The organism is Polyangium mundeleinium (assembly GCF_028369105.1).
Taxonomy (GTDB): Bacteria; Myxococcota_A; Polyangia; order Polyangiales; family Polyangiaceae; genus Polyangium; species Polyangium mundeleinium.
Genome location: NZ_JAQNDO010000001.1, coordinates 6,111,859 through 6,124,473 on the forward strand (window position 1 = coordinate 6,111,859; position 12,615 = coordinate 6,124,473).

Annotated in this window: 12 protein-coding genes; 8 read left to right on the forward strand and 4 right to left on the reverse strand. The window is 68.6% G+C overall.

Annotated features, from left to right (window positions below; translation table 11 throughout):
• Positions 1–34 precede the first annotated feature (34 nt).
• The 6 genes from POL67_RS24315 to POL67_RS24340 all read left to right on the forward strand — a co-directional run bounded on the left by POL67_RS24315 (position 35) and on the right by POL67_RS24340 (position 7,243).
• Positions 35–1,192, forward strand: a complete 1,158-nt coding sequence (locus POL67_RS24315) for a cytochrome-c peroxidase (protein WP_271921036.1) — start codon at positions 35–37, stop codon at positions 1,190–1,192.
• 40 nt (positions 1,193–1,232) lie between these two features.
• On the forward strand, positions 1,233–2,681 hold the full coding sequence (locus POL67_RS24320; RefSeq protein ID WP_271921038.1) for an adenylate/guanylate cyclase domain-containing protein: 1,449 nt from the start codon (positions 1,233–1,235) through the stop codon (positions 2,679–2,681).
• A 140-nt stretch (positions 2,682–2,821) separates the two neighbouring features.
• Entirely contained in the window at positions 2,822–3,991 is a 1,170-nt protein-coding gene (locus POL67_RS24325) for a sialidase family protein (protein WP_271921040.1), read from the forward strand.
• A gap of 18 nt (positions 3,992–4,009) precedes the next feature.
• Positions 4,010–5,617 carry a right-handed parallel beta-helix repeat-containing protein gene (locus POL67_RS24330; RefSeq protein WP_271921042.1) on the forward strand — a complete coding sequence of 536 codons (1,608 nt, stop codon included), beginning with the start codon at positions 4,010–4,012 and terminating at the stop codon, positions 5,615–5,617.
• Positions 5,618–5,780: 163 nt separating this feature from the next.
• On the forward strand, positions 5,781–6,185 hold the full coding sequence (locus POL67_RS24335; protein WP_271921044.1) for a hypothetical protein: 405 nt from the start codon (positions 5,781–5,783) through the stop codon (positions 6,183–6,185).
• Positions 6,186–6,319: 134 nt separating this feature from the next.
• Entirely contained in the window at positions 6,320–7,243 is a 924-nt protein-coding gene (locus tag POL67_RS24340) for an SDR family NAD(P)-dependent oxidoreductase (RefSeq protein ID WP_271921047.1), read from the forward strand.
• Positions 7,244–7,254: 11 nt separating this feature from the next.
• On the opposite strand, the gene POL67_RS24345 is transcribed toward POL67_RS24340, so the two are convergent.
• Complete coding sequence (locus tag POL67_RS24345; protein WP_271921049.1) at positions 7,255–7,812, reverse strand: DUF2231 domain-containing protein; 558 nt, start codon at positions 7,810–7,812, stop codon at positions 7,255–7,257.
• Positions 7,813–7,975: 163 nt separating this feature from the next.
• On the opposite strand from POL67_RS24345, the gene POL67_RS24350 reads away from it, so the two are divergent.
• Both POL67_RS24350 and POL67_RS24355 read left to right on the forward strand, forming a co-directional pair.
• Positions 7,976–8,533, forward strand: coding sequence for a hypothetical protein (locus tag POL67_RS24350; RefSeq protein ID WP_271921051.1), 558 nt, complete (start codon positions 7,976–7,978; stop codon positions 8,531–8,533).
• Between the two features lie 108 nt (positions 8,534–8,641).
• Positions 8,642–10,690, forward strand: a complete 2,049-nt coding sequence (locus POL67_RS24355) for a monovalent cation:proton antiporter family protein (protein ID WP_271921053.1) — start codon at positions 8,642–8,644, stop codon at positions 10,688–10,690.
• Positions 10,691–10,722: 32 nt separating this feature from the next.
• Here POL67_RS24355 and POL67_RS24360 read toward each other — a convergent pair whose 3' ends face one another.
• The 3 genes from POL67_RS24360 to POL67_RS24370 are packed head-to-tail and all read right to left on the reverse strand — an operon-like array spanning position 10,723 to position 12,591.
• Positions 10,723–11,334 carry a hypothetical protein gene (locus POL67_RS24360; RefSeq protein ID WP_271921055.1) on the reverse strand — a complete coding sequence of 204 codons (612 nt, stop codon included), beginning with the start codon at positions 11,332–11,334 and terminating at the stop codon, positions 10,723–10,725.
• Positions 11,335–11,353: 19 nt separating this feature from the next.
• The gene (locus tag POL67_RS24365) at positions 11,354–11,962 is read right to left on the reverse strand and encodes a hypothetical protein (protein WP_271921057.1); all 609 of its coding nucleotides are present in this window, start codon (positions 11,960–11,962) and stop codon (positions 11,354–11,356) included.
• Between the two features lie 26 nt (positions 11,963–11,988).
• Positions 11,989–12,591 (reverse strand): hypothetical protein, encoded by a 603-nt coding sequence (locus tag POL67_RS24370; RefSeq protein ID WP_271921059.1) that lies wholly within the window; start codon positions 12,589–12,591, stop codon positions 11,989–11,991.
• Positions 12,592–12,615 lie beyond the last annotated feature (24 nt).

The window sequence follows — 12,615 nt, forward strand, 5'->3', positions numbered from 1 at the left end:
TGATCACCTTGACCTGCATGGTTGCCCTTGCCGCTTGCGAGGGCCCCGCGGCCGAGACGCCCGATCCGATCGATCCCCGGGGACGACCGACGACGACGGGCTCGATCTCCCCGAGACCCCGTACAACTACGCCGCGATCGAGCTCCCTGCGCATTTCCAGGGCCAGCTCGCGCAAGATCAGGACAACACACCCGCGGAAAACCCCATCACCGACGACGGCGCGACGCTCGGCCGCGTGCTCTTCTACGACACGGCCCTTTCGCAAAACGGCGCCGTCGCCTGCGCTTCTTGCCACAAGCAGAAGGACGCATTCTCCGACACGACGCGCCTGAGCCTCGGCTTCGAGGGCGGCGAGACCGGGCGCAACTCGATGAGCGTCGAAGGCGCCCGCTACTACCGCGACGGCCGCTTCTTCTGGGACGAGCGCGCGGCCACGCTCGAAGATCAAGTCCTCCGCCCGATCCAGGATCCCGTGGAGATGGGCCTCACGCTCGACGAGCTCGTCGCGAACGTCTCGGCGCAGAGCTACTACCCGAAGCTCTTCGAAAAAGCTTTCGGCGACCCTGCGATCACCTCGGACCGCATCTCCCGCGCCCTCGCGCAGTTCGTCCGATCGATCGTCTCGTACCGCTCTCGCTTCGACGAGGGCATCGAGGCCGCGGGCGGCGACATCCAGGCAAACTTCTCCACCTTCACGCCCGAGGAAAACGCGGGCAAGGCCCTCTTCCTCGGCCCTGCGGGCGGCTGCGCGGCTTGCCACCTCGACGAGGGCCCGCCCCATCCGCCGCCGCGCCGGAACAACGCGTTCTTTTTCATCGCCATCCCCACGAACAACGGCCTCGACGCCACGACCGACGTCGAAGACAACGGCCTCGGCGAGATCACCGGCAACCCGCAGGACAACGGCCGCTTCAAGTCGCCCTCGCTCCGCAACGTGGCGCTCACCGGCCCGTACATGCACGACGGGCGCTTCGAGACCCTCGCCGAGGTCGTCGAGCATTACAACGCCGGCGTGAAACCCCACCCGAACCTCGACCCGCGCCTGCGCGTCCAGGGCTCGACCGAGCCGCGCAAGCTGAACCTCTCGCCCGAGCAAAAAGCCTCGCTCGTCGCGTTCTTGAAGACGCTCACCGACGAGAAGCTGCTCGTCGATCCGATGTACGCAGACCCCTTCGAAAAGGACGCGCCCTGAGCGCTCGCCGCGCCGCGGGGAGCTGGTACGATCGGGGCGCATGACGCCCTCCGACCTCTCCCTTCGGCTCGACGTCCTCCGCGGCAAGGGCCGGTTTTCCGTGGGCACCCTCGACGATTTCGCGGCGTACGTCACGAGCGCGCCGGACGAGGCCCTCTTCCGCATGAGCCCCCTCCGGTACGCGGCGACCCACGGCCTCGACGAGCAAGAGGGCATCGAGCTTTTTCTCCACGCGACGCACGTCGGCATCCTCGATTTCGCGTGGGGCATGCTTTGCCCCGGCTGCATGGCCTTCCTCACGACGGCCGGCGGATTGCGCTCGCTCCAGTCGCAACACTGCAACTTCTGCAACCTGAACCTCGAAGGATCCATCGACGATCGCGTCGAGGTCGCGTTCACCGTGGCCCCTTCCGCGCGACGCATCCGCTTTCATGCGCCCGACACCATCGATCTGCGCGAGGACGCCATCCGGCTCTACTTCTCGTCGAGCGTCGCCCCTGCCTCACGCCCGCACCGCGCGCTCGGCGAGAGCATCCTCGCTGCGGGCCGCGCGCGCCCGGGCGAGGCCCACACGGCGACCATCGACTTCGTCGAGAGCGGCCAGTTCGTCCTGCTCGCGCCCGCGGGCCACGTCGCCGTGTACGTCCGCGTGCAGGAAGGCGGCCCGCGCGAAGCGTCCTTCGACATCCTCGACGGCCGCGCGATCCCACACCGCGTCGACGTCGGCACCGGGCGTGTCGATCTCCGCATGTTGAACCGCACCACGCACGCCGTCGGGTATTTCGTCTCGCCCGTCGGCCGCACCTGGCCCGATCCGGCCGAGCCTGGCAAACCACTCAATCATCCGCTCCTCCCGTACCTCACGGGGGCGCGGCTCGTCTCGTCGCAGTCGTTCCGCGACCTCTTCCGGGCCGAGAGCATCCCGTCCGAGGGCGGGCTCGAGCTCAAGCGCGTCACTGTGCTCTTCACCGACCTCACCGGCTCCACAGCCCTTTACGAGCGCGTGGGCGACCTCCGCGCCTACGACCTCGTCCGCAAGCATTTTTCCGTGCTCCGCTCGATCGCCGCGGCCCAGGGCGGCGCCATCGTGAAGACCATCGGCGACGCGGTCATGGCGAGCTTCGCCGAGCCGATCCACGCGATGCGCGCCGCGATCCTCATGAACCGCGCGATCGCCGAGCTCAAAGAGGCGGACCTCCTGCTCAAGATCGGCCTGCACACGGGCCCGTGCATCGCGGTCGAGCTCAACGAGCGGCTCGATTATTTCGGCCGGACCGTGAACATCGCGGCGCGCGTCCAGGGCCTCGCGCGGGCCGGGGAGATCGTGTGCACGAGCGAGGTGTTCGATGCGCCCGACGTCGCTCCTGCCGTGAACGCGGCCGAGCTCGTCACCACCCGCGGGGCTGCGCCGCTCAAGGGCATCACGGGCGAGGTGCCCGTCGTCCGGATGGTCCGGGCTGGAGCGGAGGCGCCTCTGTCCATTGCGTAACGGAGGGCGGGGCCTCGCGCCTCGGATGGAGGTTCCAGCCTCCATCCCTGGAGGCGCGAACCTCCATCCTCCGGAGCGCCGGCACCTTGTCCCGCCGCCCGCCGTGGGGGTAGCGTGGCGCGCTCGAACGAGGCACGCGAATGCACCGATTTCTGAAGCGCCTGTTTTCCTGGGCCGCTGCGCCGACGGCCCTCCTCGCGGCGGCCTGCGGCGGCGCGAGCTCCTCGGCCCCTGCACCTGCTCCGGCCGCGGCGCCGGTCGAATCTGCGCCCGTGGTCGTCGTCCCTGCGCCCACGGCGACGGAAGAAAAGCCGCGCGCGCCCGAACCGACGCCTGCGCCTCCGCTCCAGGCCAAACCGCCGAGCTCCATGGCTTTGATCCTGCTCGACGGCCCGCCCGGCACCTGGACTGGCGAGCATGGCAACTACGATTCGCCGGTGCGAGAGGTATGGGGCGCCGGCGACCTCGTCTTTGCCGCCACCGTCAACGAATTTTTGCAATCAAACGATCGGGGCCTCACGTGGCGGCCCGTCAACCTTCCCCCAAAGACCACCCCCATGAGTGTATGGGGCACCTCGCCCGACGAGGTATGGGTGGGCGCGCGAGACCTCATCCTCCGCTCGACGGATCGCGGCACCACGTGGAAACCCACCGCGGTCCCGGCGAATGCTTATTACAACGGGTTTTGGGCCGATGATCGGGACGTGTATGCCGTCGGCTCGGACGGCGTGATCCTCCACTCCTCGGATCGCGGGGACACGTGGGAGCGCCAAGGCGAAGCGCTGGGCCTTCGCTGGCTCCACGGCGTATGGGGCAAAGGCCGCGACGTATGGGCGTTCGGCGAAGGTGCCCCGAAAGATGGCTCCTGGATGAGCACGACCGCGCTCGTGCACACGAAGGACCGTGGAAAGACCTGGACGACCGTGGCCCTCCAAGCCGCGCCCCTCCGTGGCATTTGCGGCACCGGCGACGGGGTGATGCACGTCATCGACGCCAGCGGCTCGATCCATCAGTCGAAGGATCGGGGCAAGACCTGGACGAAGGCGCATTCGTTCGGCTCGATGGAGCTTTGCGCGCTCGCTTGTCGCGGCAAGAGTGAAATCTTCGTGGGTGGCCGGAATCGAACATTCCAGCACTCGGAGGATGGGGGAAAGACCTGGACCGACGAACTCGCCGCGCAAAACAAGTGGACACAACCCGCGTTCAGCATGGTGGACACGATTTTCGCCCTCCCGAGCGGCGAGGTCTTCGTGGGCGGCGAGGGCGTTTACGTGCCACGACCCACGGGCACCTTGTTTCGCCGCCGTTGAACCCGTTACCATGTGGGTATGCCCTCCTCGAAACACGCCCGCACCTCGCTCGCCCTCTCTGCCTGCACGGCCCTCTCGCTCCTGATCCTCGATCCAGCCTCCGCGTCAGCCGCCGATTGCGGCTGCAATCACGAGATCACGCCCGGTACCTGGTCCGTGAACGGCACCGAACTCGGCGTCAAACCCGGCGACGTCGTCTGCGTCATGGCCGGAGATTACGAGTACATCCGCTTCCGCGAGATCCGCGGCACGGAGGAGGCGCCCGTCGTCGTGAAGAACTGCGGCGGCGTCGTCAACGTGCGCAACCTCGATCGTGCCTACTCCGTCGATTTCCAGGGTAGCTCCCACCATTTTCATCTCACCGGAACCGGGGAAGCCGGCGTCGAGTACGGCTTCCGGGTCAGCGCGCCGGACAAGGAACCGTATCCCGGCGTGGGCCTCTGGTTCCTCGACAAGAGCACCGACTACGAGGTCGATCACATCGAGGTCTACGAGACCGGCTTCGCGGGCGTCGTGTCGAAGACCGACCCCCTCTGCGACGGCAGCGCCGATCAGGACAAGTTCATCCAGAAAAACGTGCGCCTGCACCACCTCTGGATCCACGACACCGGCGGCGAAGGGTTTTACGTGGGAAGCACCCAGGGCGCCGGCCACACCATCACCTGCAATGGCCAGCAGGAGGTGCGCATGCCGCATTTCCTGGAGGGCATCGAGATCGACCACTGCCTCGTGGAAGACACGGGCTGGGACGGCGCGCAGGTCGGCATGGCCCGCGAGGGCTGCAGCGTCCACGACAACATCATCCGCCGCGTCGGCGGCGAGATGGTGCTCTACCAGTGGATGGGCCTGCAGATCGGGGGCCCCTCGAAGTGCGACATCCGCCGGAACATCATCTCCGACGGCCCGGTGAACGGCATCTTCGTGTTCGGCGCGAACGACACCACCGTCGCCGACAACGTCGTGCTGCGCTTCGGCGAGACGAACATTTACGCGAACATTCAAAACAACCCGGGGCCCGTGTCCTACCGCATCGCCCACAACACGCTGGTCGGCTTCGGCAAGGCCGCGGTGCAGGTCTTCGGCGACAAGATCGAAGGCGCGTTCGCGTACAACAATTTCGTCGTGGGGCCGAGCTCGGCCATCGGCGCAGGCAACGACGTGGGCTGGGCGGCCGAGGGCAACCTCTTCGTGCCCACGGTCGCCGAGGCCGGGTTCGTCGCGCCCGACGCGGACGATTACCACCTCACGGAAAGCTCGCCCGCGCGCGGCGCCGGCATCGACCACAGCGCTGACGGGTTTACCACGGACCTCGATGGATATCTCCGCGCCAAACCCCCCGCGGTGGGCGCGTACGAGTTCGTCATGGATTCGCCCACGGGCGGTGTGGGCGGCGGTTCGAGCAGCTCGGGCATCGGCGGCGGAGGCGGCGCGGGCGCATCCGGCAGCGGCGCGAGCGCGTCCGGCGGCGCGGGCGGCGCCTCGGCGGACGATCCCGGGGCCGAGGGCGACTGCGGCTGCCGCGTGGCCGGAACGACGGACCCCGCGGGCAACCACGGAGGCCTCTTCCTCGTAGCCGGCGCCTTCCTGGCGACCCGCATGCGCCGCCGTTTGCGCGCCTCGCGCTGAACCCGCACGACGAGGCGCGATTCCCGGGTTTTCTCGGCAAACCGGGAGAATGGCCTCGCGACACACCGAAAAAACGTTTTCCCCCTGTGGACGTCCGGCCGTCGCGGCACGACGTACAGCTTGCCTGCCCGGGATCGTCCCGGGCGCAGGGGGGGGATGTTCGATGAATGTGATCAAATCGTTGTTCTTCGCCGTGATGTCGCTGGGCCTCGTCGGGACCGCCAGCGTGGCCCGCGCGGAACAGCCGGTGGAGGAAGGGATCGTCGCCGAGGCCGAGGGCGCGCTCATGGACGAGGAAGCCACCGAGGAGCGCAACATCACGGAGTCCGACGAGGCGCTGACGAGCCAGGACTGGACCCCCTTCGATTACGATGATTACTTCCGTCGTGGTGGGCACCATCGTTGTATCGACTTCTGCCAGGACGATTACCGCGACTGTCTCCGGTACAGCTTCCGGTGGAGGCGCCATGGTTACCCGGAGCGTATGTCGTTCCGCCGCAACCGGTGCGAGCGCGAGTTCAACTTCTGCCTGCGCGGCTGCTTGCGCCGCGACCGTGGTCCCTTCTGAGGTGATTCGAGCCGCGCTTTTCGCGCTTCGCGAATCGTGAAATCGCCCGGCCCTCGCTCCCCCGCTTCCGGGGAGCGGGGCCGCGGCCCCATCTTGAGAAGCGAGGCGCGCGCCTCGCGCCGGGAGGGCATTTCATGGCGTCTTCGTGCGCGATCCAGGGGTCCGTGGTGGTCATCACCGGCGCGTCGAGCGGCATCGGGCTCGCGACGGCCGAGGCGTTCGCCCGGCGCGGGGCGCGGCTCGTGCTCGCGGCGCGAGAGGAGGACGCTCTCGCGGAGGCGGCGCGCGCGTGCGAGGTGCTCGGCGCCGAGGCGCTCGCCGTGCCGACCGACGTGAGCGACGAGGCCGCGGTCGAGGCGCTCGCGCAGGCGGCGGTCGCCCGCTTCGGCCGGATCGACGTGTGGATCAACAATGCGGCGCTCCTGCTCTTCGGCGCGCTGCTCGACACGCCGAGCGCCGCCTGGAAGCGGGTCGTCGAGACGAACCTCTTTGGGTACCTCCACGGGGCGCGGGCGGCGTTGCCGGTCTTCCTCGCGCAGCGCCGTGGCATTCTCATCAACAACGCCTCCGGCTGGGGCCTCGTGGGCGCGCCGTTCGTGAGCTCGTACGCAGCGAGCAAGTTCGCGATCCTCGGCCTCTCGGAGAGCCTGCGCCTCGAGCTCGCGGCCTACCCGGACATCCACGTGTGCGTGGTGCTCCCGCCCGCGGTGGACACGCCCATTTACGAGCGCGCCGGCAACCTCACGGGCCACGAGGTCGGGCCGGTCCCGCCGGTCTCCTCGGCGAACGACGCGGCCGAGATCTTCGTCGGCCTCGCCGAACGGCCGCGCCCGCGGCGCACCATCGCTTTTGCTGGCGCCTTCCTTTCCCTTTTGAGCCGGGTTTCCCCGACCTTCTCGGCGCGCCTCATGGGATGGCTCACGCGTCGCTTCTCGATTCGCAGGGAGCCCTCGCCGCCCACGCTCGGCAATCTCTTCGAGCCGAAGGAGCCCCACGCGAGAAGCGGCGGATTCGACCGGCTCGGCGTGCACCGCGGGGGGAGGGGGCCGCTCGTTTGAAAAGGGAGCGGCTACCTGTCCGTGTCGCCTCGATCTTCCGAAATACGCCCGACGCCTGCGCCGTAATGGTACGCGAGCTCCCCGCCGAGCCAGGCGCCTACGCCGAGGACCACGAAGCCGAGCGTCGAGACCACCATTCCCGCGCCGCGGAGCTCCATCCCTCGCAGGATCACCGATCCCACCATGAGCTTCGTGCTTGCCACGTTCGACGCTGCGTGCACGAACGCCGCGCGCCGCGATTTTCCTTCGAGATAACTCCACTCCGTGAGCCCCGTGAGCGCTGCGGGCACGGCGGCCACGAGCCCGAGCGTGAAGGCGAGATCCGCCCCGCGCGCGGCCCACGTGCACCCGAGGAGCGTCGCGGCATCGAGGACGAGGCCCGTCGTGAAGGCCCCGATCGGCACGGGGATCAGCGCTGGATGCAGCGGATGCCCGAGCCACGATCCATCGAGCGCCCTTCGCACGCGCGGGTGCCGCGCGAGGAAACCACGCAAAGGCACGTGAAACACATCGACGATTTCATCGAGCGGGAGCCGCTCGACGACACGCAGGAGCCACGGAGCTTTCATCTTGCCTCCTCCGCAATGCGGCGGAAGCAACGCTCGGGCCGCTCGGCCCCCGGATCGTCCCCTCTGGAATCGAGGGCGCGCCGGGAGAGCGCCCGAAAAGCGGTTTTCAGGCGCGAGGATCCCGTGGTTTCATGGGCCCCGGACAAGGAAGGGGAGGGATTTCATGGCCACGACGATGTCGGCGAAGGACACCGGGGAGCGCGGCGGGGGAGCCGTGCTCGTGCGACACTTGGACGATCTCGCGAAGCTCTCGAGCGCGGAGCTCGATCGACTCTACCGCGGCGCCCCCGCGCCCCTGAGCGTCGAGCGCCTCGTCGGAACCCCCAAAGGCCGCATGCTCGCCGTGCGCGGCACCGACGGCACGAAGCTTTTCTCCGTGATCAAGTTCCTCGCGTCGCGCCGGCGTTTTCCCTGGGATGGGAAAAGCTTCGGCGCGCTCAGCCAGAGCGAGGGCACGGGCATCAACCGCGTAAAACTTCTCCCGCTCCGGTTCGACTGGTTTCCGTTTCGCACGCGGATCGAGCCCTCCGCGGTCGACGGCCGCCCCTGCGTCTACCTCGACTACGAGCAACCGGAGAACCCGTTTTTCATCGCCCGCATCCGCGACGAGATCCGTGAGGTCGCGCCCGATCTCTGGCTCGGCCCGGCCATGGTGAAGACGAAAAAGGGCGCCGTCCACGTGCTCTGGTTCGCCGTCGACTTCGGGCAGCCCTCGTCCTGACGGCGCCCGCGCGAAGCAGCTTGCTTCGGTCCGCGGAAGGGGAGACGATCGAGCGCGCCGTTCGTTTGTAGTCAAAACAACCCGCTTCGACCTTACGTCCTACCTCCGATGGGCCACATCCCGCTCCTCGACGAGATCGCCGTCATCGCGGCGCTCGGCGTCCTCGTGACCGTCGTCCTCTCGCGCCTCTCGCTCCCCACGGTTGCGGGGCTGCTCTTCTCGGGCGCGCTCGTGGGGCCGTTTGGCTTCAAGCTCGTGCGCTCGATCCACGCGATCGAGATCCTCGCAGAGATCGGCGTCGTCCTCCTGCTCTTCACGATCGGCCTCGAGTTCTCGCTCGCGCGGCTGAAGAGCATCTTCCGCCAGGTCGCCCTCGGCGGGATCATCCAGGTCGGCCTCACCACGGCCGTCGTCGCGTGCGTCGGGAGCGCCCTCGGGCAGCCGACCGGGCGCAGCGTCTTCTACGGCTTCGTCTTCGCGCTCTCCAGCACCGCGATCGTCCTCCGCGCCCTGGCCGAGCGGCGCGAGCTCGACGCGCCCCACGGCCGCTTCATCGTCGGCACCTTGATCTTCCAGGATCTCTGCGTCGTCCCGATGGTCCTCGTCGTCCCCATGCTCGGCGAGGGCTCCGCGGGCACGAACATGGCGAAGGACATCAGCCTCGCGCTCGGCAAGGCCACGGCCGTCGTCGTCGCGACCATCGTCGTCGCGCGCCTCGTCGTCCCGCGGGCCCTGCGCTGGGTCGCGGCGAGCCGCAGCCGCGAGGTCTTCCTCCTCGCCGTCCTCGCGCTCTGCGTCGGCACCGCGTGGCTCACGTCGCTCGCCGGCCTCTCGCTCGCGCTCGGCGCCTTCCTCGGCGGCATGGTCGTCGCCGACACCGAGTACGGCCACCGCGCCATGGGCGACATGCTCCCGCTGCGCGACGCCTTCGTGAGCGTCTTTTTCGTCTCGCTCGGCATGCTTTTCGACCCGCGGATCGTCCTCGAACGGCCGCTCCTCGTGCTCCTCTTGCTCGGCGGCTTCCTCGTCGCCAAGGGCCTGCTCGCCACCATCGCCGCGATCGCCATGCGCTTCCCGGCGCGCGTCGCCTGGCTCGCGGGCGTGGGGCTCGCGCAGTTCGGCGAGTTCGGGTTCGTCCTCGCGCGGCTCGGCGAGAGCACGGGCGTCGTGGATGCGAACGCCACGCGCCCGCTCCTCGCGGCCGGCATCGCCAGCATGTTCCTCACGCCCGTCTTCGTGCGCGTCGCGCCGCACGTCACCGCGGGCCAGCGCTTGCTCGCGCCGCTCGAACGGCTCATTGGCGTCCGCAGCATCGACGAGGCGGACGCGGGCGAGGCGCACGGGCTCGCCGATCACGTGGTCATCGTGGGCTACGGCGTCGCGGGCAAGCTCGTGGCGCGCGCGCTCGAGGCGTGTGGCGTCTCGTACGTGGTGCTCGAGCTGAACGCCGAGACCGTCCGCGCCGCGCGCGCTGCGGGCCAGCCCGTGTACTACGGCGACGCGACGAGCGAAGAGGCGCTCGGCCACGCCCACCTGGAGAAGGCGCGCGCGCTTCTTTTGCTCATGAACGATCCGCAGGCCGCGCAGCGCGTGGTGGACACGGCCAAGCGCGTCGCGCCCGACGTGCCGATCCTCATGCGGGCCCATTACCTCCTGGAGAAACCTGCGCTCTTGCGCATGGGCGCGACGGATGTCGTGGCCGAGGAGGTCGAGGGCGGTGTCGAGATCCTCGCGCGGCTCCTTCGCTGGCTCGAGGTGCCGCGCAACGTGATCGACGATCGCGTCGACGAGGCGCGCGCGACCACGCAGACGACCGAGCGCACGCACAAGGTCCCGCGGCGGGCGCTCGGCGAGCATGGGGATCTCGCCGAGCTCAAGATCGAGAGCGCCTCCGTGACCGCGGCGAGCGCGGCCGTCGGGCGCTCGGCGGCGTCGCTCGGCGTGCGTCGCAGGACCGGGGCGCTCATCATTGCAGTGCGTCGCGGCGAGAAGCTCCTCGAACAGATGGATCCCCAAAAACCGTTCGAGCTCGGCGACATCGTGTACCTCGCGGGAGCCGTGGGTTCGGTGCAGAAGGCCGTCGACCTCGTGAGCCGGCCGCTCGCCGAAGGTGAAGCGCCGCCGGTCAGCGAGATCATGCCGACCTCACGCGGCTGACGCGGCCGCGCGCGAGGGACGGCGCCTGCGCCTCAATCGTAGCTGCACTGCTCGCCGCGGGCCTCTTCCCACGCGGAGGAGAAATCTCCTTCGGTGTAGGCTTTGCAGCTTTGCCCTTCGTCGTCGGTGTACGCGCGCGTGAATTCGGAAAACTGCGCATCGCAGCAGGTCTGGAAGGCCTCGCCGCAGAACGCCTGCACCGGACGCGGGATGAATTCGTCCGCGTCGACGCCCCCAAGATCGATCGAGAGATCACAATAAAGCTGGCCCGTGATCTCCGCGATGAGCTGCCCCTCGCGGCAGCAGGCCGTTCCGCAGCGCGCCCATATCCCGTGGAGCTCCTCGATCACGCCGGCGACGTTGCCGGCGTGTTTGCACGCGGCGCCGCGATTCCTGCGCATTCCGCGAGGCGGCCGGAGGCGGCGGGACTTGCGGAGGATACGCTCGGCGACTTGTTCGAGGTGCGCGCAACGCTCCTCGCCTGCGGCGCCTCGCGTGAGGGCGCGGCCGGGCGCGCGCCCCTCCTCGAATGCGCCTCGCTCCTCCGTGCCCCGGCAAGCGCGGGGGGGATGCCCCGGTTGTGCCGAGGCCTCCCCCCCGAACCCCAAGAGCGCCACGAACAAGCTACCCAATGCCCACTTCATTGGCGGGTGCTCCTCGCTTTTACTGGCGGTAGGCGCACACGCTGTCCCGCGATTGCGACCACGTCGCGCGGAACATGCCCTGCGTGTACGGCCTGCACGACCCGAAGAGCCCCTGGTACGACGGCGTGATGCTCGTGAATTCGCTTCTGCAGCACGCCTGCGCCGTCGAGCCGCAGAAGCCCATGGGCCGCTGCACCAGGAAATTCGTCAGACGCACCCCGCCGAGGCAGATCGAGAGATCACAGTACAGCTTGCCCATGATCCACCCGACGAGCTCGCCCTCGTCGCAACACGCGGTCGCGCAGAGGCCCCAGATCTCGTCGACCTGATCCACGGCGCCCGCGAGCGTGCCCACCGTCCGGCAGACGACGTAATCGTCGGATCCGGGCGGCAGGCTGACGTTTTGCAAGGTCTCCATGACCACGGAGGAGAACCTCTCCAGGTTCCCGCACGAGGCCACCGAGTTCCACGCCTGCTGCACGAGGCTCTTGCCGGATTGCAGGCCCGACTCGAAGGCCCGCGCCTCGCGCGGCGCGCTGCACCCGAGCGGCGCGTTTTGCGCCATGGCCGTGCCGGAGAGCCCGAGCCCCACCAGCAGCACCCCGAACATGGAAGCTTTGCCTTTCATCGGAAACCTCCTTTTCCCCTCCGGATTCACGGGGCGGGGTTGTAGACGCATTGGTTGTTCCGTGTCTGGTTCCACACCGGCGTGAAGGGATCCCGCGTGAACGTCCCGCACATGGGATAGTTCTGCGTGTACCCGATGAACTCGGCGTCACACCCGATCTGGAAGGCAAGCCCGCAGGTCCGCACCGGCAGCCGGATGATGTCCGACGCGAGGCCGAGGCCCCCGAGGCTGATCGACAGGTCGCAATAAAGCTTTCCGCCGATCCGCGCCATGAGCTCGCCTTCCTTCCGGCACTCCCAGTCGCAGCGATTCCAGGTATGATCGACCACCTCCTCGGCGCCCTGCACGATCCCGGCCACGCGACAGAGCACGTAATCGCTCGATTCTCGCGGGATCTCGATGCTGTCCAGGTTGTTCATCACGAGGTCGGCGAACCGCTCCACCTGATCACAATCGTTCACCGCATTCCAGGCCGACTCCACGAGGCTCGCGCCGGACCGCACCCCTGCGTCGAAGGCCCGCCGCTCGCGCGGCTGCCTGCAGCGCGCGGGCGGGAACACCGCGAGCGCCTCGCCCGCGAAGCAGAGCCCGACCAGAAACACGCCCAGCGATACTGCGTTCAGCTTCATGAACTCCCCCTCTCTCGCTCGTCC